The organism is Stenotrophomonas sp. TWI1409, assembly GCF_039673015.1.
GTDB lineage: Bacteria > Pseudomonadota > Gammaproteobacteria > Xanthomonadales > Xanthomonadaceae > Stenotrophomonas > Stenotrophomonas maltophilia_A.
Genome location: NZ_JBDJKU010000044.1, coordinates 17926 through 38893, shown reverse-complemented (window position 1 = coordinate 38893; position 20968 = coordinate 17926). Strand labels below are relative to the sequence as shown.

21 protein-coding genes and 1 pseudogene are annotated in these 20968 nt (G+C 67.9%); 16 read left to right on the top strand and 6 right to left on the bottom strand.

Translation table 11 applies throughout. The features are described from left to right. Positions 1 to 166: 166 nt before the first annotated feature. The 6 genes from ABE423_RS14575 (at position 167) to ABE423_RS14550 (ending at position 5537) form a co-directional block, all read left to right on the top strand. Complete coding sequence (locus ABE423_RS14575) at positions 167 to 1915, top strand: glutamine--tRNA ligase/YqeY domain fusion protein (RefSeq protein WP_346486525.1); 1749 nt, start codon at positions 167 to 169, stop codon at positions 1913 to 1915. Positions 1916 to 1958: 43 nt separating this feature from the next. Continuing rightward, on the top strand, positions 1959 to 2612 hold the full coding sequence (locus tag ABE423_RS14570; RefSeq protein ID WP_049422868.1) for a membrane protein: 654 nt from the start codon (positions 1959 to 1961) through the stop codon (positions 2610 to 2612). 50 nt (positions 2613 to 2662) lie between these two features. Beyond that, a complete protein-coding gene (locus ABE423_RS14565; protein WP_125895686.1) occupies positions 2663 to 3385 on the top strand; it encodes a DUF6348 family protein in 723 nt (240 codons plus the stop codon). Between the two features lie 97 nt (positions 3386 to 3482). Then, entirely contained in the window at positions 3483 to 4043 is a 561-nt protein-coding gene (locus tag ABE423_RS14560; RefSeq protein ID WP_004154307.1) for a nucleoside deaminase, read from the top strand. After that, positions 4027 to 5094, top strand: coding sequence for a 23S rRNA (cytidine(2498)-2'-O)-methyltransferase RlmM (gene rlmM, locus ABE423_RS14555; RefSeq protein WP_032129913.1), 1068 nt, complete (start codon positions 4027 to 4029; stop codon positions 5092 to 5094). The genes ABE423_RS14560 and rlmM overlap by 17 nt, the downstream gene beginning before the upstream one ends. A 47-nt stretch (positions 5095 to 5141) precedes the next feature. Then, complete coding sequence (locus ABE423_RS14550) at positions 5142 to 5537, top strand: hypothetical protein (protein WP_100437916.1); 396 nt, start codon at positions 5142 to 5144, stop codon at positions 5535 to 5537. 211 nt (positions 5538 to 5748) lie between these two features. Here ABE423_RS14550 and ABE423_RS14545 read toward each other — a convergent pair whose 3' ends face one another. Together ABE423_RS14545 and ubiH are read right to left on the bottom strand one after the other, a co-directional pair. Then, on the bottom strand, positions 5749 to 6930 hold the full coding sequence (locus ABE423_RS14545; RefSeq protein WP_121504906.1) for a UbiH/UbiF family hydroxylase: 1182 nt from the start codon (positions 6928 to 6930) through the stop codon (positions 5749 to 5751). After that, positions 6927 to 8135: a 2-octaprenyl-6-methoxyphenyl hydroxylase gene (ubiH, locus tag ABE423_RS14540; RefSeq protein WP_125895687.1), complete on the bottom strand. Its 1209-nt coding sequence runs from the start codon at positions 8133 to 8135 to the stop codon at positions 6927 to 6929. Before ubiH ends, ABE423_RS14545 begins: the two co-directional genes overlap by 4 nt. 106 nt (positions 8136 to 8241) lie before the next feature. On the opposite strand from ubiH, the gene ABE423_RS14535 reads away from it, so the two are divergent. The 10 genes and pseudogenes from ABE423_RS14535 (at position 8242) to ABE423_RS14490 (ending at position 18116) form a co-directional block, all read left to right on the top strand. Further along, positions 8242 to 8826 (top strand): hypothetical protein, encoded by a 585-nt coding sequence (locus ABE423_RS14535; RefSeq protein WP_019338105.1) that lies wholly within the window; start codon positions 8242 to 8244, stop codon positions 8824 to 8826. A gap of 8 nt (positions 8827 to 8834) precedes the next feature. Then, positions 8835 to 9389 carry a cob(I)yrinic acid a,c-diamide adenosyltransferase gene (locus ABE423_RS14530; protein ID WP_049460916.1) on the top strand — a complete coding sequence of 185 codons (555 nt, stop codon included), beginning with the start codon at positions 8835 to 8837 and terminating at the stop codon, positions 9387 to 9389. A 9-nt stretch (positions 9390 to 9398) separates the two neighbouring features. Next, complete coding sequence (locus ABE423_RS14525) at positions 9399 to 10337, top strand: histone deacetylase family protein (RefSeq protein WP_032129908.1); 939 nt, start codon at positions 9399 to 9401, stop codon at positions 10335 to 10337. A gap of 89 nt (positions 10338 to 10426) precedes the next feature. Beyond that, on the top strand, positions 10427 to 12907 hold the full coding sequence (gene lptD, locus ABE423_RS14520; protein ID WP_125895688.1) for an LPS-assembly protein LptD: 2481 nt from the start codon (positions 10427 to 10429) through the stop codon (positions 12905 to 12907). Further along, positions 12904 to 14235, top strand: a pseudogene (locus tag ABE423_RS14515) (peptidylprolyl isomerase); the annotation flags it as partial. The gene lptD and the pseudogene ABE423_RS14515, both read left to right, overlap by 4 nt. Positions 14236 to 14253: 18 nt before the next feature. Then, a complete protein-coding gene (gene pdxA, locus ABE423_RS14510; RefSeq protein ID WP_049398141.1) occupies positions 14254 to 15234 on the top strand; it encodes a 4-hydroxythreonine-4-phosphate dehydrogenase PdxA in 981 nt (326 codons plus the stop codon). Continuing rightward, a complete protein-coding gene (gene rsmA, locus ABE423_RS14505) occupies positions 15231 to 16034 on the top strand; it encodes a 16S rRNA (adenine(1518)-N(6)/adenine(1519)-N(6))-dimethyltransferase RsmA (protein ID WP_049398140.1) in 804 nt (267 codons plus the stop codon). The genes pdxA and rsmA overlap by 4 nt, the downstream gene beginning before the upstream one ends. A 13-nt stretch (positions 16035 to 16047) precedes the next feature. After that, positions 16048 to 16431, top strand: a complete 384-nt coding sequence (apaG, locus tag ABE423_RS14500; protein WP_005412297.1) for a Co2+/Mg2+ efflux protein ApaG — start codon at positions 16048 to 16050, stop codon at positions 16429 to 16431. 15 nt (positions 16432 to 16446) lie between these two features. After that, entirely contained in the window at positions 16447 to 17472 is a 1026-nt protein-coding gene (locus ABE423_RS14495; RefSeq protein WP_121504905.1) for a symmetrical bis(5'-nucleosyl)-tetraphosphatase, read from the top strand. Next, positions 17469 to 18116, top strand: coding sequence for a DUF1287 domain-containing protein (locus ABE423_RS14490; RefSeq protein ID WP_180838333.1), 648 nt, complete (start codon positions 17469 to 17471; stop codon positions 18114 to 18116). The genes ABE423_RS14495 and ABE423_RS14490 overlap by 4 nt, the downstream gene beginning before the upstream one ends. 89 nt (positions 18117 to 18205) lie before the next feature. On the opposite strand, the gene ABE423_RS14485 is transcribed toward ABE423_RS14490, so the two are convergent. The 4 genes from ABE423_RS14485 to lgt are packed head-to-tail and all read right to left on the bottom strand — an operon-like array spanning position 18206 to position 20949. After that, the gene (locus ABE423_RS14485; protein ID WP_125895693.1) at positions 18206 to 18697 is read right to left on the bottom strand and encodes a dihydrofolate reductase; all 492 of its coding nucleotides are present in this window, start codon (positions 18695 to 18697) and stop codon (positions 18206 to 18208) included. Positions 18698 to 18710: 13 nt separating this feature from the next. Further along, entirely contained in the window at positions 18711 to 19262 is a 552-nt protein-coding gene (locus tag ABE423_RS14480) for a hypothetical protein (protein WP_346486517.1), read from the bottom strand. 8 nt (positions 19263 to 19270) lie between these two features. Further along, on the bottom strand, positions 19271 to 20065 hold the full coding sequence (locus ABE423_RS14475) for a thymidylate synthase (RefSeq protein WP_121504902.1): 795 nt from the start codon (positions 20063 to 20065) through the stop codon (positions 19271 to 19273). Beyond that, the gene (gene lgt / locus ABE423_RS14470; RefSeq protein WP_125895694.1) at positions 20062 to 20949 is read right to left on the bottom strand and encodes a prolipoprotein diacylglyceryl transferase; all 888 of its coding nucleotides are present in this window, start codon (positions 20947 to 20949) and stop codon (positions 20062 to 20064) included. Before lgt ends, ABE423_RS14475 begins: the two co-directional genes overlap by 4 nt. Between the last annotated feature and the right edge of the window lie 19 nt (positions 20950 to 20968).

Sequence of the window (20968 nt, the reverse complement as noted above, 5' to 3'; positions counted from 1 at the left end):
ACACCCCATTGCCCGGCCTCCCCCCCTCCGCCCGCCCCGCGCCGGCCGCCCCCGGCATGTGGCCGGGTTTGTGCCGCCCGCTGGCCGGCATCCCCACACCCTACCGGGCAGCCCTGCCCCGTACGCGTTAGACTGGCGATCTTTCTGCCTTTCTTTTCGCCGACTCATGTCCGAGCACACCCCCGCCAGCCCCGAGACCCCCGCCGACAGCCACGAAAAGCGCGATTTCATCCGCCAGATCGTGCGCGAGGACCTGGCCAGCGGAAAGCACCAGGCGATCAAGACCCGTTTCCCGCCGGAACCGAACGGCTACCTGCACATCGGCCATGCCAAGTCGATCTGCCTGAACTTCGGCATCGCCGGCGAGTTCAGCGGCGTCTGCAACCTGCGCTTCGACGACACCAACCCGGCCAAGGAAGACCCGGAATACGTGGCCGCAATCCAGGACGACGTGCGCTGGCTGGGCTTCAGCTGGAACGAGCTGCGCCACGCCTCGGACTACTTCCAGACCTATTACCTGGCCGCCGAGAAGCTGATCGAACAGGGCAAGGCCTATGTCTGCGACCTGTCGGCCGAGGAAGTGCGCGCCTACCGTGGCACGTTGACCGAACCGGGCCGCCCGTCGCCGTGGCGCGACCGCAGCGTCGAGGAGAACCTCGACCTGTTCCGCCGCATGCGTGCCGGTGAGTTCCCGGATGGCGCGCGCACCCTGCGAGCGAAGATCGACATGGCCAGCGGCAACATCAACCTGCGCGATCCGGCCCTGTACCGCATCAAGCACGTCGAGCACCAGAACACCGGCAATGCGTGGCCGATCTACCCGATGTACGACTTCGCCCATGCGCTGGGTGATTCGATCGAAGGCATCACCCACTCGCTGTGCACGCTGGAATTCGAAGACCACCGCCCGCTGTACGACTGGTGCGTGGACAACGTCGATTTCGCGCACGACGACGCGCTGACCCAGCCGCTGGTCGATGCCGGCCTGCCGCGCGAAGCCGCCAAACCGCGCCAGATCGAGTTCTCGCGCCTGAACATCAACTACACGGTGATGAGCAAGCGCAAGCTGATGGCGCTGGTCACCGAGCAGCTGGTGGACGGCTGGGAAGACCCGCGCATGCCGACCCTGCAGGGCCTGCGCCGCCGTGGTTACACCCCCGCCGCGATGCGCCTGTTCGCCGAGCGCGTGGGCATCAGCAAGCAGAATTCGCTGATCGACTTCAGCGTGCTGGAAGGCGCGCTGCGCGAAGACCTGGACAGTGCAGCGCCGCGCCGCATGGCGGTGGTCGACCCGGTCAAGCTGGTGCTGACCAACCTGCCGGAAGGCCATGAAGAGCAGCTGACCTTCAGCAACCACCCGAAGGACGAGAGCTTCGGCAGCCGCGAAGTGCCGTTCGCACACGAAGTGTGGATCGACCGCGAGGACTTCGCCGAAGTGCCGCCGAAGGGTTGGAAGCGCCTGGTGCCGGGTGGCGAAGTGCGCCTGCGGGGCGCCGGTATCATCCGCTGCGACGAAGTGATCAAGGACGCCGACGGCACCATCACCGAGCTGCGCGGCTGGCTGGATCCGGAATCGCGTCCGGGCATGGAAGGCGCCAACCGCAAGGTCAAGGGCACCATCCACTGGGTCAGCGCCGTGCATGGCGTGCCGGCCGAGATCCGCCTGTACGACCGCCTGTTCTCGGTGCCGAACCCGGACGACGAATCGGAAGGCAAGACCTACCGTGATTACCTCAACCCGGAATCGCGCCGCACCGTCACCGGCTATGTCGAGCCGGCCGCGGCCAGCGCCGCGCCGGAGCAGTCGTTCCAGTTCGAGCGTACCGGCTACTTCGTCGCCGACCGCCGCGACCACACCGAGGCCAGGCCGGTGTTCAACCGCAGCGTGACTCTGCGCGACACCTGGTCGGCCTGAGGACCTGCGCGGGCGCCGGGAAGGCGCCCGCACGAATCCGACGATGATCACCGCCCTCTCCGTCCTGCTCTGGTTCATCTCGCAGCATCCGCTGCTGACGTTCTTTTCGGCGATGGTGCTGGCCGGGCTGGTCTCGTGGTGGCGGCGTTTTCCGGGCTACGCCATCGTGGTGTTCCCGCTGGCGATGCTCAACATCTTCCTCGGCCACTTCCTCAACGCCGCCTTCCTCAACGTGGTGGGCGAGCCTGGTGAAGCGGTGATCGTGAAGTCCGAGCGCACCAGTTCGACGATGAACGAGCAGTACATCTGGCGCTACGAAGGGGTGCTGCGCACCGCCGAGGGCCGCGACGTGGAGGTGGTGTTCCACACCAACACCGCCTCGCTGTGGCCGCTGGAGAACGCGATCCGCATCCCGGCGCCCGACCAGCCGTTCGTGGTCAAGTACACGCCGGGTTTCCCGCGCAACTTCGTCATCCTCACCAATGAATCGCCGCACGGCATCGCCCAGGCCCGGGCCAGCGCGCGCGAGCGGGTGGAAGTGGCGGCGCGCAAGCTGCACTTCAGCCCGGGCAATGCCGATTTCCGCGCGGACTATCGCCGCGAACTGGAAACGTGGCTGCGCGACCACGGCAACGATCCGCAGCAGCAGTCCGACGCGCAGCGATATCGCGCCGAACTTGACGCGCTCGACCGCTAGATCCCCAGGCCTTGCCTGGATGTTCCACCCCATCCATCCACAGGCCTGACATGACCACGACCTCCACCGCCCTCCTCCCGCTGCTGCAGCAGGTCCTGCAGGAGGCCGGCATCGCCAGCCACGTCGACGGCGACGCGCTGCTGCTGGACAGCGGCCTGCGCCTGACCCCGCATGCGATGGCCGCGCACGCGCGCGACAACGGCGGCTGGCAGACATCTACCGTCATCGAGAGCCAGCATCCGCTGCTGTTCGCCGATGGCCTGTTCGAGTACCAGCACGCCAACGGTGCCGATGAGCAGGCATCGCTGCTGTCTGGCTTCCAGACCTGGGTGCGGGTGGACCTGGCGACGCTGCAGACCGCGATCGGCGCCGAAGACGCGCAGGGCCTGCCGATGATGGGCCTGACCTATCCGGCCGGTGACGATGGCGAGGAACACGAGCGCACCGTGGTACTGGGGCCGCTGGCGCACTACCGCGCACAGGAGGTGGATGCCTCCACCTGCAGCGAGGACGACCACGGTTCCTGCCCCTGCTGCCTGTTCACCCGCAGCATGGAGGCCTTCGATGAGCTGCTGAAAGCCCGCCAGTTCCTCGCCATCCGCCTGTTCGCCTCGCGCGATGCCGACGGCCTGTGCGAGGCCGATTGCCGGGTCAACGGCCACGACTTCGCCGCCGCCCTGCCCCTGCTACGCGCCTACGCGGCCAGCTGGCCGCAGGCCGGGCTGGAATTCCGCAAGCAGTACGTGGTGATCCGCACCGGCTCGCCGGGCTGACCCACGCCCACACCCGGTACAGGCCCGTGCGGCTACACTGCGCGCCGGTTCCCCAAGCAACCGCACTTTTTCCCATCCCACACGAGGCACCCCCGCGATGCTGTACGCGCAAGTCCACCTGACCCTTCCCGCCTGGATCCACGACCAGATCGACCTGGATCGTCGATATCCGGGCGATGAGGCCAAGGTCGCGCTGGCGATCGAGCTGTCGCGGCTGAACGTCGAGCACGCCAGTGGCGGCCCGTTCGGCGCCGTGGTGTTCGGCCCGGATGACAAGGTGATCGCCGCCGGCGTGAACCGGGTGATGCCGCACGCGACCTCGCTGGCGCATGCCGAGAACATGGCCTACATGCTGGCCCAGCAGCGCCTGCAGACCCCGCGCCTGAACGCGGTGCTGTCGCCGGTCACCCTGGCCACCAGCTCGCAGCCGTGCTGCCAGTGCTACGGCGCCACGGTGTGGGCCGGCATCGACCGCCTGCTGATCGGTGCCAACTCGGCCGACGTCGAGGAACTGACCCCGTTCGACGAAGGCCCGCTGCCGGCCGACTGGGTGGGCGAACTCAACAAGCGCGGCATCGAAGTGGTGCAGGGCCTGAACCGCGACGCCGCACGCAGCGTGCTGCGCGCCTATGGGGAAAGCGATGGCGCCCGTTACTGAGGCCGGCATCGGCCTGCTGTGCCTGTGCCGGCAGGGCTTCGAGCCCGAGCTGGCCGGCGAACTGCAGTTCCGCGCCGGTGAAGCCGGTTTCGCCGGTTATGCGCGCACCCAGCGCAATGATGGCTATGTGCTTTTCATGTGCGACGAAGCTGCGGCACTGGCGCCACGGCTGCGCTGGCGCGAACTGATCTTCGCGCGGCAGAAGCTGGTGGTGCTGGCCGAGCTGCCGCAGCTGGACCCAGCCGACCGCATCACCCCGATGCTGGAGGTGCTGGCCGATGCGCCGCGCTTCGGCGACCTGTGGGTGGAGCATCCCGATTCGGACGCCGGCAAGCCGCTGTCCGGGCTGGCCCGTGCCTTCGGCAATGCGCTGCGCCCGGCGCTGCGCAAGGCCGGCAAGCTCACCGACAAGCCGAACGACCGCCTGCCGCGCCTGCACGTGGTGTTCGTCGACGGCACCCACGCCTTCGTCTGCGTGGCCGACCCGGCCGACAGCGCGCCGTGGGCACTGGGCATCCCGCGATTGAAGTTGCTGCCCGAAGCGCCGTCGCGTTCGGCGCTGAAGCTGGACGAAGCACTGCTGACCCTGTTGACCCCGGAAGAGCGCGAGGCGCTGGCCAGGCCCGGCATGCGCGCGGCCGACCTGGGTGCCGCACCCGGCGGCTGGACCTGGGTGCTGACCCGCCAGCACATGCACGTGCTGAGCATCGACAACGGCCCACTGCGCCAGCACGTGCTGGACACCGGCCTGGTCGAGCACCTGCGCGCCGATGGCTTCCACTGGCACCCGGAACAGCCGCTGGACTGGATGGTCTGCGACATGGTCGAGCAGCCGCGGCGCGTGGCCGAACGCATGGCCACCTGGTTCCGCGAAGGCTGGTGCAGGCACGCGATCTTCAACCTGAAACTGCCGATGAAGAAGCGCTGGGACGAAACCCGCTTGTGCCTGGACCTGTTCCAGGAGCAGGCCGGCAAGCCGCTGGTGGTCCGCGCCAAGCAGCTCTATCACGACCGTGAGGAGATCACGGTACTGGCCTCGCCGCTGCGCTGAGGAACATGCCCGCCGGGCATGGCCCGGCGCTACCGAGGAAGGGAACCATGCGATACCACCCGCTCGCCATGCTGATCACCGTGCTGGCAGCCGCACCGGCCATTGCCCAGCAGCTGCCGCACACCCCTGCACAGAGCCAGCCACTGGGCCCGACCGGCGGCGCGATCCGCCAGCAACCGCTGGATGCCGGCCGGGTCAGCGGCAGCGTCGAGATTGCACGGCCAGCCGGCGAGGCACAGGTGACCGTGCGTTCGCTGGAACCGAGCAGCGTGGTCGGCCAGTACCGCATCCACTTCGCTGCGCTGGATGTGAACAGCGATGGTTTCATCAGTCGCGAAGAAGCGCAGGCGAATCCGGCGCTGGCCGATGAGTTCAATGCGTTGGACGTGAAGCGTCGCGGCAAGCTGGATCGTGCCGACCTGGCTGGTTGGCTGGTTGATTGATCCACCGGCGCGATCTTCATCCACGCATGGCGTGGATCTACTGGATCAACGGCGGTAGCGGAGCCCGCTTCTGGTAGGTGCCAACCTTGGTTGGCACATCCATCAGGCATCCTGGGCCCAGATGAGGCGAGGGTATTTCCAGCCTTGTGCCAACCAAGGTTGGCACCTACCAGAGCGGCGTTGGCACCTGCCAGAGCGACCTGTATTCCGGTCAGACCCCGGCGGCGCGCTTCCAGAACGCCTGCACCAGCGGCGGCCACTTGCCGACACAGCCCAGCGCGCGGCCGCGGGCCAGGGTCAGGTGCATTTCGTCGTTGGAGAACAGGCGGTTGATCGCATCGAAACTGTAGGCGGCGATGTGGTTGTCGCTGCGCCGTTCGCGTGCCCAGCGCTGCAGGCGCTGCGGCGACAGCCGCGGCTGGCCGCGGCGTTCGGCCGACGGCGCCAGCCACTGCTGCAGGGCGGCGACATCGCGCAGGCCCAGGTTCACGCCTTGCCCGGCCAGCGGATGCACCACATGCGCAGCATCACCCAGCGCCAGCACGCGGCCAGCCACGTAGTGACGGGCCAGCTGGCGACGCAGCGGGAAGGCCGCACGCGGTGACGCCAATCGCAGTTCGCCCAGGCGCGCAGCGAAGGCACGGGTCAGTTCGCGGTTGAAGGCGTCCTCGTCCAGGGCCAGCACGCGAGCCGCTTCATCCTCGGGCAGGGTCCAGACGATCGAACTGCGACGCTCGGCCACCGGCAGCAGCGCCAGCGGCCCGGTCGGCAGGAAGCGCTGCCATGCGGTGGCCTGGTTGGGAAGATCGCTGTCCACATAGGCCACCACGCCACGCTGGTGGTAGTCATGCTTTTCAACCTCGATCCCGGCCAGCTGGCGCAAGGTCGACTCGGCACCATCGGCCGCCACTGCCAGCGCCGCTTCCAGGCGACGACCGTCGTCCAGGCGCAGGCGCACGCCGTCATCATCCTGTTCCAGCGCCTCCACCCGTGCCGGGCAGTGCAGCTGCACGCCCGCCGCCGGCAGCGCCGCCCACAGGCGATCCTGCAGCAGGCCGTTCTCGACGATGTAGCCCAGCTCACGACGGCCGAAGCGATCGGCGTCGAACAACAGATCCTCGCCACCGGCCGCATCCCACACCTGCATGCGCCGGTAAGGCCAGGCGCGGGCCTGCGCGATCGCCGGCCACACACCCAGGCGGTTCAACAGCTGCACGTTGTCGGCGGCGAAGGCGAACACCCGCAGGTCCGGCTGTGCGGCCTGCCACGGTGCCGGTTCGCGGCCTTCCACCAGCGCAACCGACAGGCCGGCATCGGCCAGCGCCAGCGCACACGCGGCACCGACCACGCCACCACCAACGATGGCCACATCAAGACGCGTGCGCCGGCTCATGCGGCTTCTCCGCGGCACAGGCGCGGCACGTCACCACGGAAGCCCATCGCACCACCGACCAGCATCGACTGCACCGACGCGCGCTGTGCGGCCACCAGGCCGAGGCTGCGCAGCGGCCGCATCAGCGGTGCCGGGTTGCTGGTCAATCGTGCCAGCCCACCGGAGAACGCCACCGTCTGCCGGCGATCTTCCTCGCGGCGCGCGACGTAGGCCTTCAGCAATGCATCACTGCCGGCATCCTCATGCGCATCCTCCAGCAGTTCGGCCAGGGTCAGCGCATCGCGAAGGCCCAGGTTGAAGCCCTGTGCGCCCAGCGGATGGATGGTCTGCGCGGCATTGCCGAGCAGCACCGTGCGCTCACCAGCCAGCGCGCGCGCCAGCACCTGGATGAGCGGGTAGGCACTGCGCGGGCCGGATTCAAGCAGGCGGCCGGCACGCCAGCCGATCGCGTTCTGCAGGCGTTGCAGCCAGGCCGCATCGTCCAACGCCATCACCGCATCGACCTGGTCGCGCGCTACGCCGTGCACGGTTCCGAAGTGACGATCGCCACGCGGCAGCAGGGCGGTTGGGCCGGTATCGGTGAAGCGTTCCCAGGCGGTGCCATCCGGCGCGCGCTGGCTGCGCACGCGGGCCACGAACAGGGTCTGCTGGAAATCATGGCGGTCGACTTCGATGCCCAGCGCGCCACGCACGCCGCTGGTGGTGCCATCGGCCCCCACCACCAACCGTGCCAGCAGCACGCGTTCGCCAGCCTCGTCAGCCACCCGTACCTGGCGGTAACCATCGACCACCTCACCCAGCCCCAGGAACCGCATCGGCCGGTAACGGCGCAGGCGCGGCAGTTCCTGCAGGCGCGCTTCCAGCGCCTGGCCGAAATCGCGCGCGACCACCACCTGGCCGAACCACGGCCGGTCGTAATCGGCCGCTTCGAGCTGCACACGGCCGAAATCGCCGGCACGACTGACATGGATGCGCCGGATCGGGCCCGGTGCCATCGCCAGCTTCTGCATCACCCCCAGCGCGGTCAGCGCATTGACGGTGGCAGCGGCGAAACTGAGATTGCGCTGGTCGAACACCGCAGGCAGCTCGCCGGCCGGGCTGGCCTCAAGCAGGCCCACGTCGCGGCCCAGGCGGTCCAGGGCAATGGCCAGGCTGGCACCCACCAGGCCACCACCGACAATCAGCACGTCATGTCGTTCACTCATGTGTTCATGATACGCGCTCGCCCCGACTGTACGCCGAACGGGCGGCACCTGCGCCAACCTGCGCGGCGGGCTAGAATGAAACCTGAATCCGCTCCGGGCCCCCACCATGTCCGATACCGCCAACCGCGCCTTCGTCCTGTCCGTACTCGTACTGCTGCTGGCGGCGACCCGGGTCAATCACTTCGCGGCCATTCCGGATGCCTCCTGGGCCGTGTTCTTCATCGGTGGCTTCTACCTGGCGCGCTGGACGCGCTGGGCGTTCCCGCTGCTGATGGTGTTCGCGGTGCTGGTGGACTGGATCGTGATCCGCAGCAGCGGTCTGGATTTCTGGCAGCACTACTGCGTGTCGCCGGGCTACTGGCTGCTGCTGCCTGCCTACTTCTCTTTGTGGGCCGGCGGCATGCTGCTGGGCCGCAACTACCAGAGCGCGCGCTGGCCGGTACTGGCCAAGGGCGCACTGCTGCTGGTCGCTTCGGTGGCGGTCTGCCACCTGCTGGCACAGGGCGGTTTCTACTGGAGCAGCCGCAACGTGGCCGAGCCGACCCTGGCCGGCTGGGCACAGAACTACGCGCAGTGGTTCGGGCCCTACCTGCGCACCACGGCGATCTATGTGGCGCTGGCCGCCGCCCTGCAGCTGGCCGTGGAGCAGGTGCTGAAGCTCCAGCAGGCCCGCCGCGACATCCGCCACTGAGCCGCGCCATGGGTCATCGCCTCTCGCGCATCTACACCCGCACCGGCGACGACGGCAGTACCGGCCTTGGCGACGGCCAGCGCGTAGCCAAGGATGACGCCCGCGTGGCGTCCTACGGCACCGTCGACGAGGCCAATGCCGCGCTCGGCCTGCTGCTGGCCGCGCCCCTGCCCGAGGATGTGCGCGCGCTGGTGGTGCATCTGCAGCACCAGTTGTTCGACCTGGGCGCCGAGCTGTGCATTCCCGGCCATGCCGCGATCCACGCCGCCGACGTCTCGGCCCTGGAACAGCAGCTGGACCATTACAACGCCGACCTGCCGATGCTGAAGGAATTCATCCTGCCGGCCGGCGGCGAAGCCGCCGCGCGCTGCCATCTGGCCCGCACCATCGTCCGCCGCGCCGAGCGCGAGACGGTCACCCTGGCCCGCCACGAGGCTGTGCGCAGCGAAGCGCTGCAGTACCTCAACCGGCTGTCGGACCTGCTGTTCGTGCTGGCCCGGGTGCTGGCCCGTGCCGATGGCCACGGCGAAGCGCTGTGGCAGCCACAGCAGCGCCAGCGCTGAGTCGGCACGATGCTGGTCTATACCCACCCGTCCTGCCTGCTGCATGACCCCGGCCCCGGCCACCCGGAGTGCCCGCAGCGCCTGCAGTACGTACTCGACGCACTGCACGCCGCCTTCCCTGATCAGCTGGACTGGCGCGAGGCGCCGCCGGCCAAGTTCGGCGAACTGACCCGGGTCCACGACAGCGCCCTGCTCGACTTCGTGCTGCAGCCGCAGACCGCGCCGCTGCGCCAGCTGGACATGGACACCTGGACCTCGCCCGGCTCGGCCAGCGCCGCCGTGCACGCCGCCGGTGCCGGCGTGGCCGCGGTCGATGCGGTGATGCTGGGCGAGGACCCGCTGGCCTTCTGCGCGGTACGCCCGCCGGGCCACCACGCCACCAGCAGCACGGCGATGGGCTTCTGCCTGCTGAACAACATCGCCATCGCTGCCGCCTATGCCCGTGACCGCCATGGCCTGGAGCGGATCGCGGTGGTCGATTTCGACGTCCACCACGGCAATGGCACCCAGGACATCTTCCAGCACGATGCCCGGGTCTCCTACTACAGCACCCACCAGGCCGGGCTGTTCCCCAATTCCGGCCTGCGCCGCGACCGCGGTGCCGGCAACCTGATGAACATCCTGTTGCCACCGGGCAGCGGCGGCTTCCGCTTCCGCAACGTCTGGGCCGACGAGATGCTGCCAGCCATCGACGACTTCCGTCCGCAGCTGCTGCTGATCTCCGCCGGCTTCGACGCCCACCTGCGCGACCCGCAGGCCGATCTGATGCTGGAGACCGACGATTTCGCCTGGATCACCCGTGAACTGCATGCGCTGGCACGCCGTCACGCCGCCGGCCGGGTGGTCTCGATGCTGGAGGGAGGCTACGACCTGCAGGCCCTGGCCGAGTGCAGCGTGGCCCATGTCCAGGCCCTGATCACACCCTCTGCGGGTGCCTCCGCCGGATGAACCCGAACCGGCAGGCTCCGGCGCCCTTCATTGCCCCTATGCAAGGGATGGGGCAAGCTACCGTCCGTTTTCGCCCGAATCCGAACCGCGTGCGCCGAGCCCTCCGCCTGCTTCCCCTGCCTCTGAGCATCGCCATCAGCCTGCCGGCGATGGCCGATGATAAGCCGCTCAACTGGGGCCTGTGCCCGGCCACCGACGTCATTCCCGCGTTCACCGACGCCCCCACCCCGGTCCCGGCCCAGGACAAGGCTGCTGCCGCAGCCGCCCGCGAGAACCAGCCGACCGACATCGAAGGCGACCAGCTGCTGGGCACCACCACGGTGCCGCAGTACGAGGGCAACGTGGCGCTGCGCCGGGGTGACCAGTTCGTCGGTACCGACAAGCTCAGCTTCGACACCGAGACCGGCAACTACATCGCCGACGGCAATGTCCGCTACCAGGACGGGTCGATCCGGATGGTCGCCAAGCGCGCCGAAGGCAACCAGGAAAGCGACACCCACAAGATCTCCGACATCAAGTACCAGCTGGTGTCGCGCCGGGGCAACGGTGATGCCGAGTCGGTCGACCTGCAGGGCGCGGTCGGCCAGATGCACCGCTCCACCTACACCACCTGCGACCCGTCGCAGCCGGTATGGAAGCTGTCGGCGCCGCAGATCGAAGTGGACAACGACGAAGGCTTCGGCACGGCCCGCAACGCCGTGCTGCGCATCGGCAAGGTGCCGGTGCTGTGGGCGCCCTACTTCAAGTTCCCGATCGATGACCGTCGCAAGACCGGCCTGCTGTTCCCGCAGCTGGGCATGTCCGGCCGCAACGGTGTCGACTACGCGCAGCCGATCTACTTCAATCTGGCGCCGAACTACGACGACACCCTGACCCCGCGCTACATGAGCCGGCGCGGCCTGCTGCTCGACAATGAGTTCCGCTACCTCTACAACGGCGGCCGTGGCGAGGTGCTGACCAGCTACATGCCCAACGACAAGCTGCGCGACCGCGACCGCGGCCGTGTGATGTTCGACGGCTACCACAACGTGAACAGCCACTGGCAGGCCCGCGCCAACCTGGCCTGGGTGAGCGACGAACGCTATGTCGAGGACTTCGCCAACCGCCTGGTGGGGGTGACCGCCTCCAACCTGCAGAGCACCATCGGCCTGTACGGCACCGGCCAGAACTGGACGGCCGGCATCATGGCCGACCGCTGGCAGCTGACCGACTACACCCTCGACGAGCGCGCCCTGCCCTACAACCGCGAGCCACGCCTGTTCTTCAACTGGAACAAGCCGGTGCTGCCGTGGCTGGAAACCGGCATCTACACCGAAGCGGTGCGTTTCACCCACGACGACGTCAACTTCAAGTACGACGCCAGTGCCGGCACCGACCTGCAGTACACCCGCAACGGGCAGGTGCAGCGCATGTTCGGTGGCTCGCGCCTGGACGTGAAGCCCTACGTGTCGTTCCCGATCAGTGGCGCAGCCTGGTACGTAACCCCGACCCTGGCCTACCGCTACACCGCCTATGACCTGGATCGCGGCCTGGCCGACAGCGTCCGCCGTACCGTGCTCACCTCCCAGGGCATCGATCCGAACACCGCCACGCCCGAGCAGCTGCGCGGCAATACCTCGCCCAGCCGCAGCCTGCCGATCGGCAGCCTCGATGCCGGCCTGTTCTTCGACCGCGAGACCACCATCCGCGGCAAGTCGTTCCTGCACACCCTGGAGCCACGCCTGTTCTACCTGCGCACGCCCTACCGCAACCAGGACGAGCTGCCGATCTTCGACACCCGTGACTTCACCTTCAGCTGGGGCCAGCTGTTCCGCGACTCGCGCTATACCGGCGCCGACCGCCAGAACGATGCCAACCAGCTGACCCTGGCACTGGGCACCCGCTTCATCGACCAGACCACCGGCAAGGAACGCTTCTCGGCCGCGATCGGCCAGATCCAGTACTTCGACGAATCGCGGGTGAGCACCACGCCGGGCGGCGCGCCGGTGGAGAAGGGCAAGTCGGCGTGGATCGCCGACGGCAACTACATGATCAACGACCGCTGGACCCTGGGCGCCACCTACCAGTGGGACCCGAAGTACAAGCGCGAGGATCTGGCCAGCGTCCGCGCCCGTTATCTGATGCCCAACGATGGCGTGATCAACCTCAGCTACCGCTACCGCATCAATGCCGGCGCCCCGGCAACCGCCAACAAGCATGACCGGACCCTGCTGGAGCAGGCCGACCTGTCGTTCCTGTACCCGCTGAATGCGCGCTGGAGCCTGGTGGGCCGGTATTACTACTCACTGCAGGACAAGGAACCGCTGGAGATCATCGCCGGCGTGCAGTGGGACAGCTGCTGCCTGGCCGTGCGTGCAGTGGCCCGCCGCTACGTGCGCAACCGCGAAGGCGACATGAACAATTCCATCCAGCTGGAGTTCGTCCTCAAGGGCCTCAGCTCCATCGGCCAGGACACGGACCGTACGCTGCGCCGTGCTATCCTCGGCTACAACCGCGACGACCTCTATCTCGTGCCGCCCAGCAACACCGGGGCGACCCGGGATGACTACGATCCGAATCAGATCCCATGACCAAGCGCTTCCCCGTTCTTCTCGCCTCCCTGCTGGCGGTGTCCAGCGTGTCCGCCCCCCTGCAGGTGCTCGCGCAGGAGGCGCAGCCGTTGGACCGCATCGCCGCCGTCGTCGACGAGGACGTGATCCTGCAGAGCGAGCTCCAGCGTGCGATCGCCAACATCAAGGCGCAGTACGCCGGCCGTGAGAACCAGCTGCCGCCGGAAGACGTGCTCAGCCGCCAGGTGCTCGAGCGCCTGGTGCTGGTCAAGCTGCAGGTGGCCCGCGCCCAGGGCAGCGGCATCCGCGTCAGCGACCAGGAGCTGAACCAGGCGATGAATGCCATCGCCCAGCAGAACGGCTCGAACCTGGATGCACTGCGCCAGCGCCTGGCCCACGACGGCATCGACTTCAACGATTTCCGCGCTTCGGTGCGCGATGAAATCACCGTGCAGCGCCTGCGCCAGAGCTTCGCGCAGAGCCGCATCAGCGTCAGCGAGGGCGAAGTCGACGCCGCCCTGAAGCAGCAGGCCACGGTTGGCAACCAGTACCACCTGGCGCACATCCTGATCGCCCTGCCCGACGGCTCCAACGCCGACCAGATCGCCACCGGCCAGAAGAAGGCCGAAGGCGTGAAGGCCCTGCTGGACAAGGGTGAGCTGGACTTCAACGCCGCCGCCGTGCGTTATTCGGACAGCCCCAACGCGCTGGAAGGCGGCGACCTGGGCTGGCGCAGCCTGGACGAAATCCCGCAGGCCTTCGCGCAGATGATGGAAAAGATGAAGCCCGGCGAAGTGGTCGGCCCGATCCGCGGCCCCAGCGGCTTCCAGCTGCTGAAGCTGGTGGAAGTGCGTGATGCCAGCGCCGCCAGCGGTGGCGAGCACACGGTCACCGAGTACCACGGCCGCCACATCCTGGTGCGCGTGGACGATCACCAGACCGACGCTGCCGCCAAGGCCAAGATCGATACCCTGCGTGCCCGCATCGCCGGTGGCGCGGACTTCGAGACCGTGGCCAAGGAGTCCTCCGAGGACAACAACAGCAAGGGCCAGGGCGGCGATCTGGGCTGGTTCCCGGCCGACGCGTTCGGTCCGGCGTTCGGCCAGCAGGTGTCCGGCATCCAGGACGGTGGCGTCAGCCAGCCGTTCCGCACCGATGCCGGCTGGCACATCGTGCAGCGCGTGGGCACCCGCCAGACCGACGTGACCACTGACAACCAGCGTGCCCAGGTCCGCGAGACCATCGGCCGCCGCAAGCTGGAAGACGAGTACAACCGCTTCCTGCAGGAACTGCGTGGCGAAGCCTACGTCAGCTTCCGCAGCGGCGACCGCGCGGAAAACACCGCCACGCCGCCGCAGTCCTGACCGATGCGCCCCGAGCTCGCTCTGGTACCGGGCGAGCCCGCCGGGATCGGCCCGGAGCTGTGTGTCCGCCTCGTCCAGCAGCCGCGTGAAGATTGCCGGCTGCTGGCCTTCGCCGACCCGGATACCCTGCGCGCGGCCGCGGCCGCGCTGAACCTGCCCCTGCAGCTGTTGCCCGAGGACGCCGAAGCACGCGTCCCCGGCGATCTGCGTGTGCGCGTGGTAGCCAATACCGTGCCCAGCCACTTCGGCCAGGCCAATCCGGCCAATGCCGGCGCCGTCATCGGCGCCCTGCTCGGTGCCGGCCAGGCCTGTCTGTCCGGCGAACTGCACGGCGTAGTCACCGGCCCGGTGCACAAGGCGGTCATCAACGAAGGCGGCATCGCCTACAGCGGCACCACCGAACTGCTGGCCGACCAGGCCGGGGTGAAGGTGGTGATGATGCTGGCCAACCACATCGTGCGCGTGGCCCTGGCCACCACCCACCTGCCACTGCGCGAGGTGGCCGACGCGATCACCGCGCCCGGCCTGGAACACACCCTGCGCACCGTGCACGCTGCGCTGCGCCGCGAATTCGGCCTGCCCGCGCCACGCATCGCCGTGCTCGGCCTGAACCCGCATGCCGGTGAAGACGGTCATCTGGGCCGCGAGGAACTGGACCTGGTCATCCCGCTGCTGCAGCGCCTGCGCGCGGAGGGCATGGACCTGATCGGGCCGCTGCCGGCCGATACCGCCTTCCTGCCGGCCAAGCTGGCAGGCTTCGACACCGTGCTGGCGATGTACCACGACCAGGGCCTGCCGGTGCTGAAGTATTCGGGCTTCGAGCAGGCGGTGAACCTGACCCTGGGTCTGCCCTACCCGCGCGTGGCGGTGGACCATGGCACCGCGCTGGACCTTGCCGGCCGCGGCATTGCCGATCCTTCCAGCCTGCAGGCGGCAACGACGCTGTGTGCGCAGCTTGCGCGGCAACGTACACTGAGCGCATGAATTCCCCGCATTCCCCCTCCGGCCCGGTGTTCACCGCCCCGGCCAAGAAGCAGCTTGGCCAGCATTTCCTGGCCGACCGCCACTACATCGACAAGATCGTGATGGCGGTCAACCCGAAAGACGGTGACCGCCTGGTCGAGATCGGCCCCGGCCAGGGCGCGATCACCCTGCCGCTGCTGCGCGTGCATCCGAAACTGACGGTGATCGAGTTCGACCGCGACCTGATCGCGCCACTGACCGCCGCCGCCGAGCCGCTGGGCGAGCTGACCATCGTCCACCGCGACGTGCTGCGCGTGGACTTCACCGAGCTGGCTGCCGGCCAGCCGATCCGCCTGGTCGGCAACCTGCCCTACAACATCTCCTCGCCGATCCTGTTCCATGCACTGGAACATGCGGCGGTGATCCGCGACATGCACTTCATGCTGCAGAAGGAAGTGGTCGACCGCATGGCCGCCGGCCCCGGCAGCAAGGTGTACGGCCGGCTCAGCGTGATGCTGCAGGCCTACTGCCAGGTGACCTCGCTGTTCGTGGTGCCGCCGGGCGCGTTCCGGCCGCCGCCGAAGGTCGATTCGGCCGTGGTGCGGCTGGTGCCGCGTGACCCGGCCACGATCAACATCCACGACCACAAGCGTTTCGCCGAGGTGGTCAAGGCCGCCTTCGGGCAGCGCCGCAAGACCCTGCGCAACGCCCTGAACAACGTGGTGTCCGCTGAACAGTTCGTTGCCGCCGGCGTGCGTCCCGATGCCCGCGCCGAACAGCTGGACGTGGCCGAATTCATCGCTTTGGCCAATGCCTCCTGATTACACTGCCGGTATGGAAGACGCTGACGTTTATGCCATCTCCGTCGAAGTCGCACCGCGCTTCCTCGACGATCAATCCGCGCCGGAAGACGGGCGCTATGCGTTCGCCTACACGATCCGCATCCACAACCAGGGGCGTGTTGCCGCGCGCCTGGTCGCACGCCACTGGCGTATCACCGATGCCAACGGCCGCGTCGAGCATGTCGATGGTGACGGGGTGATCGGCGAGCAGCCGCGCCTGCGTCCCGGTGAAGACTTCCATTACACGTCCGGTGTCATGCTGGGGACCGATCACGGGACCATGCAGGGCCACTACGACATGGTCGCCGACGACGGCACCGAATTTGCCGCGCCGGTCGCACCTTTCGTGCTGGCCATCCCGCGTACCCTGCACTGACACGGAGGCCGAACGATGAGTGTGTGGGCGATCGGCGACCTGCAGGGCTGCTATGACGTCACCCAGCGACTGCTGGAGAAGATCCGTTTCGACCCGGCGCAGGACACCCTGTGGTTCTGCGGCGACCTGGTCAACCGCGGTGGCCAGTCACTGGAAACGCTGCGGCTGGTGCATTCGCTGCGCGAGCACAGCGTAGTGGTGCTGGGCAACCATGACCTTTCGCTGCTGGCCGTCGGTGCGCGCACCGAAGAGGAACAGCGCAAGGTCAACCCGGACCTGCTGCGCATCGTGCAGGCCGAGGACCGCGACGAACTGCTCGACTGGCTGCGCCTGCAGAAGCTGGTGCACGTGGACCGCGAGCTGGGCTGGATGATGGTGCACGCCGGCCTGGCGCCGAAGTGGACCACGCAGATGGCCGAGAAGCATGCAGCCGAAGTCGAGGTGCAGCTGCACGGCGCCGGCTACCGCAAGCTGTTCCGCAACATGTACGGCGACAAGCCGAGCTGGGCACCGAACCTGTCCGGCTACGACCGCTCGCGCGCGATCATCAACGTGCTCACCCGCATGCGCTACTGCACCCCGCGCGGGCGTATCGGCATCGAGGACAAGGGCACGCCGGGTACCCAGGAACAGGGGCTGTATCCCTGGTTCGAAGTGCCGGGCCGGGTCGAGCGTGACCTCAAGGTCGTCTGCGGCCACTGGTCGGCGCTGGGCCTGACCATCACCCAGGGCGTGCACGCCATCGACACCGGCGCGGTCTGGGGCGGCAAGCTGACCGCGATCCAGCTCGATACCGATGAACTGCGCGTGGTGCAGGTGCCAGGCCGCGATGTACCGGCACCCGTGCCCAACGCCCGCCCGCCAGCGCGCCCGGCGCACGAGCGCCCGGCCGCACCGGCGCAGGGCAAGGAACAGGGCGGCGGCAATGCTCCGGCCGCCAACCCGGGCAACCGCGGCCCGCGCCGTCGTCGTCGCCGTGGTGGCGGTGGCGGTGGTGGCTCCGGCGGTCCCAACAACAACAGCACCCCGCCGCAGGCATGACGCGGCACGGCTGGGCACCATGGACGGTGCTGCTGCTGACGCTGGCCCTGGCCAGCGGCTGCCAGCCCGGCTCGCCGACTGCTCCCACGGCTGCGGACAGCGCTGAACGCACACCGACGCCACCACAGGCGCCTTCGCCGCCACTGGTGGCTGCGGCGCGCGCGCAGATCGGCGTCACCACCCGCTACGACCCTGCCTATCAAGTGCTGGCCTATCCCGGCGGCGACGTGCCACTGGATCGCGGCGTGTGCACCGATGTGGTGGTGCGCGCCCTGCGCAGCCAGGGCCTGGACCTGCAGGCACGCGTGCATGAAGACATGCGCGGCAACTTCAGTGCCTATCCGGCGATCTGGGGCCTGTCACGGCCGGACCGCAACATCGATCATCGTCGCGTACCGAACCTGATGCGCTGGTTCGAGCGGCAGCGCTGGCAGCAGCCGATCAGCACCGCCGCCGCCGACTACGCAGCCGGCGACATCGTCGCCTGGAAGCTCAACGGCAACGGCCTGCTGCATGTGGGTATCGTCTCCGACCGGCGCTTGGCCAATGGCACGCCGCTGGTGCTGCACAACATCGCGCGCGGCACGCGGGAAGAGAACCTGCTGTTCCAGCACACGATCATCGGGCATTACCGGATGCCGTAGGCAATCCTGTAGAGCCGAGCCATGCTCGGCTACGGGATGTGTCCGGCAACAGCAGCCGAGCATGGCTCGGCTCTACAGATGCGCAGCGATCAGCGGCGCACGTAGTGCACGAAGCGGAACGCGTAGGCGTGGCGTTCGTCGGCCGGGTGCGGCTCGCTGCTCACTTCCCGCCAGTCCTGCGCATCCACTTCGGGGAAATGCGTGTCGGCGGGCACTTCAGCATTCACCCAGGTCAGGTACAGGTCACTGGCCTGGTCGAGCAGCTGGCGGAAGATCTCGCCGCCGCCGATGATGCACAGCTCGCTCGCGCCCTCGCCTTCGGCAATCAACTTCGCTTCGTCCAGCGACGCCACCGCACGCATGCCCTCGAATGGCACCTGGCCGCTGCGGGTCAGCACCAGGTTGGTCCGCCCCGGCAGCACGCGGCCGATCGACTCGGCGGTCTTGCGCCCCATCAGGATCGGCTTGCCCAGGGTGAGCGCCTTGAAATGCTTGAAATCATCCGGCAGGTGCCAGGGCATGGCATTGCCCTGGCCGATGCCACGGTTGCGGTCCAGCGCCACGATCATCGACAGCTTCATTGCTACCACCTCCTCAGCTGGCGTCGATCTGCAGGCGTTCGCAGGCAGCGTTTGCGGCACTGGCGGCCTGCAACGCCGCAGCCAGCGCAGGGCTGGACGTGGTCTGCTCATCCAGGCCAGCGAGGATCTTCTGCTTCTGCGCCTCTTCGATCTCCTTCCGGCCCGGTCCCGACAGGATCTCTGCCGACAGCGCAGCGATATCGTCGCTGGCGCCGCGCGCCAGGAACGCTTTCAGCTGGTCGTTGGAATAGACGGTGGCCAGACCCTGTTCAAGCTCACGCTGATACGCCGGGTTCTCGACGCCCGCCTTCAGGTGCTCGGTCATCGCCGTGTACATGCCGGTTACCGCCTCACGCATCTGCGCCCGGCAGCCTTCCGGAACATCCTGGGGCAGCATCGTGCTGCCGTTGAATGCTCCGGCGAACGCCTGCACTTCCTCGCGCATGTGCTTGTGCACGATCTGCTCATTGACCTGCCTGGCCAGCGACAGTGTATCCGCCGCTGCGGCCTGGGCCATGCCCAGAGGCAGCGCAGCGCACAGCGCCAACAGACACCGGGACAGCATGCGCGCGCTCATACCGCCACCGGCGCCTTGATCGCCGGATGCGGATCGTAGCCGTCGATGCGGATGTCGTCGAACTGGAAGCCGAACAGGTCGGTCACCTCCGGGTTCAACCACAGCGTCGGCAGCGCGCGCGGTTCACGCGACAGCTGCTCGCGGGCCTGCTCGAAGTGGTTCGAATACAGGTGCGCATCGCCCAACGTGTGCACGAAGTCACCCACGCCCAGGCCGGTGGCCTGCGCCACCATGTGAGTCAGCAGCGCGTAGCTGGCAATGTTGAACGGCACGCCGAGGAAGATGTCGCCGCTGCGCTGGTACAGCTGGCAGCTGAGCTTGCCGTCCACCACGTAGAACTGGAACAGGTTGTGGCACGGCATCAGCGCCATCTGCGAGAGCTCGCCCACGTTCCAGGCACTGACCACCAGCCGGCGCGAGTCGGGGTTGCGCTTGATCTCGTCCACCAGCCACTGCATCTGGTCGATCTCGCGACCGTCGGCGGTAGCCCAGCTGCGCCACTGCTTGCCGTAGACCGGGCCGAGGTCGCCGTTCTCGTCGGCCCACTCGTCCCAGATCCGCACCTGGTTGTCCTTCAGGTAGCCGATATTGGTGTCGCCCTTCAGGAACCACAGCAGCTCGTGGATGATCGAGCGCAGGTGCAGCTTCTTGGTGGTGACCAGCGGGAAGCCTTCGGCCAGGTTGAAACGCATCTGCCAGCCAAACACGCTGCGGGTGCCGGTGCCGGTGCGATCACTTTTCTCGGCGCCGTGTTCGAGCACGTGCGAGAGCAGGTCCAGGTAAGCCTTCATGCCTTGCCCTCGGCAGCTACCAGCGGCTGCGGCTGCAGTACCGGCGCGCGGCGCGACATCACCAGCAGCACCAGGCCGAAGGCGATCAGCGGCAGGCTGAGGATCTGGCCCTTGGTCAGCCAGCCGAAGGCGATGTAGACGCCGTTGTCGGGCATGCGCACGAACTCGAGGCCGAAACGGAAGATGCCGTACATCAGTGCGAACAGGCCCGATACCACATAGCGATGACGCGGCTTGGCCGAGACCCACCACAGCACGGTGAACATCACCAGGCCTTCCAGTGCCGCCTCATACAGCTGCGAAGGGTGGCGCGCGTACTGGTTCAGCGCACCGGTTGCAAATTGCGCCTGCAGGGTCGCGTGGTCGAGCTGGTTCAGCGGAGCCGGCAGGCCGGACGGGAACACCACGCCCCAGGTACCGTCGGTGTACTTGCCCCACAACTCGGCACCGATGAAATTGCCAACCCGACCCAAAGCCAGGCCGATCGGCACCAGTGGGGCGATGAAATCAACAGTGTCGAACAGGTGCAGACGGTTGCGGCGCGACCACCACCAGCACGCAACCACGACGCCCAGCAGGCCGCCATGGAAGCTCATGCCGCCATCCCACACCTTGAACAGCAGCAGCGGGTTGTGCAGGAAATCGCCCAGCGCGTAGAACAGCATGAAGCCGATGCGCCCGCCCAGCACCACGCCGAGCATGGCGTAGAACAGCAGGTCCGAGAAGCCGTTGGCATCGACCCCCGGCAGGCGCCCGTCGGCGATGCGCTTGCGGCCCAGCAGCCAGGCCGCAGTGAAGCCGAGCAGGTACATGATGCCGTACCAGTGCACCTTGATCGGCCCCAGCGAGAGGGCGATGGGGTCGATGTCGTGGAAATAGATCATGGAAGGTGCCTTGCGGTTG

What these genes read in the sequence shown, in the direction of transcription:
- ABE423_RS14575 (WP_346486525.1), top strand. Translation starts at nt 167, where the DNA reads ATGTCCGAGCACACCCCCGCCAGCCCCGAGACCCCCGCCGACAGCCAC.
- ABE423_RS14570 (WP_049422868.1), top strand. Translation starts at nt 1,959, where the DNA reads ATGATCACCGCCCTCTCCGTCCTGCTCTGGTTCATCTCGCAGCATCCG.
- ABE423_RS14565 (WP_125895686.1), top strand. Translation starts at nt 2,663, where the DNA reads ATGACCACGACCTCCACCGCCCTCCTCCCGCTGCTGCAGCAGGTCCTG.
- ABE423_RS14560 (WP_004154307.1), top strand. Translation starts at nt 3,483, where the DNA reads ATGCTGTACGCGCAAGTCCACCTGACCCTTCCCGCCTGGATCCACGAC.
- rlmM (WP_032129913.1), top strand. Translation starts at nt 4,027, where the DNA reads ATGGCGCCCGTTACTGAGGCCGGCATCGGCCTGCTGTGCCTGTGCCGG.
- ABE423_RS14550 (WP_100437916.1), top strand. Translation starts at nt 5,142, where the DNA reads ATGCGATACCACCCGCTCGCCATGCTGATCACCGTGCTGGCAGCCGCA.
- ABE423_RS14545 (WP_121504906.1), bottom strand. Translation starts at nt 6,930, where the DNA reads ATGAGCCGGCGCACGCGTCTTGATGTGGCCATCGTTGGTGGTGGCGTG.
- ubiH (WP_125895687.1), bottom strand. Translation starts at nt 8,135, where the DNA reads ATGAGTGAACGACATGACGTGCTGATTGTCGGTGGTGGCCTGGTGGGT.
- ABE423_RS14535 (WP_019338105.1), top strand. Translation starts at nt 8,242, where the DNA reads ATGTCCGATACCGCCAACCGCGCCTTCGTCCTGTCCGTACTCGTACTG.
- ABE423_RS14530 (WP_049460916.1), top strand. Translation starts at nt 8,835, where the DNA reads ATGGGTCATCGCCTCTCGCGCATCTACACCCGCACCGGCGACGACGGC.
- ABE423_RS14525 (WP_032129908.1), top strand. Translation starts at nt 9,399, where the DNA reads ATGCTGGTCTATACCCACCCGTCCTGCCTGCTGCATGACCCCGGCCCC.
- pdxA (WP_049398141.1), top strand. Translation starts at nt 14,254, where the DNA reads ATGCGCCCCGAGCTCGCTCTGGTACCGGGCGAGCCCGCCGGGATCGGC.
- rsmA (WP_049398140.1), top strand. Translation starts at nt 15,231, where the DNA reads ATGAATTCCCCGCATTCCCCCTCCGGCCCGGTGTTCACCGCCCCGGCC.
- apaG (WP_005412297.1), top strand. Translation starts at nt 16,048, where the DNA reads ATGGAAGACGCTGACGTTTATGCCATCTCCGTCGAAGTCGCACCGCGC.
- ABE423_RS14495 (WP_121504905.1), top strand. Translation starts at nt 16,447, where the DNA reads ATGAGTGTGTGGGCGATCGGCGACCTGCAGGGCTGCTATGACGTCACC.
- ABE423_RS14490 (WP_180838333.1), top strand. Translation starts at nt 17,469, where the DNA reads ATGACGCGGCACGGCTGGGCACCATGGACGGTGCTGCTGCTGACGCTG.
- ABE423_RS14485 (WP_125895693.1), bottom strand. Translation starts at nt 18,697, where the DNA reads ATGAAGCTGTCGATGATCGTGGCGCTGGACCGCAACCGTGGCATCGGC.
- ABE423_RS14480 (WP_346486517.1), bottom strand. Translation starts at nt 19,262, where the DNA reads ATGCTGTCCCGGTGTCTGTTGGCGCTGTGCGCTGCGCTGCCTCTGGGC.
- ABE423_RS14475 (WP_121504902.1), bottom strand. Translation starts at nt 20,065, where the DNA reads ATGAAGGCTTACCTGGACCTGCTCTCGCACGTGCTCGAACACGGCGCC.
- lgt (WP_125895694.1), bottom strand. Translation starts at nt 20,949, where the DNA reads ATGATCTATTTCCACGACATCGACCCCATCGCCCTCTCGCTGGGGCCG.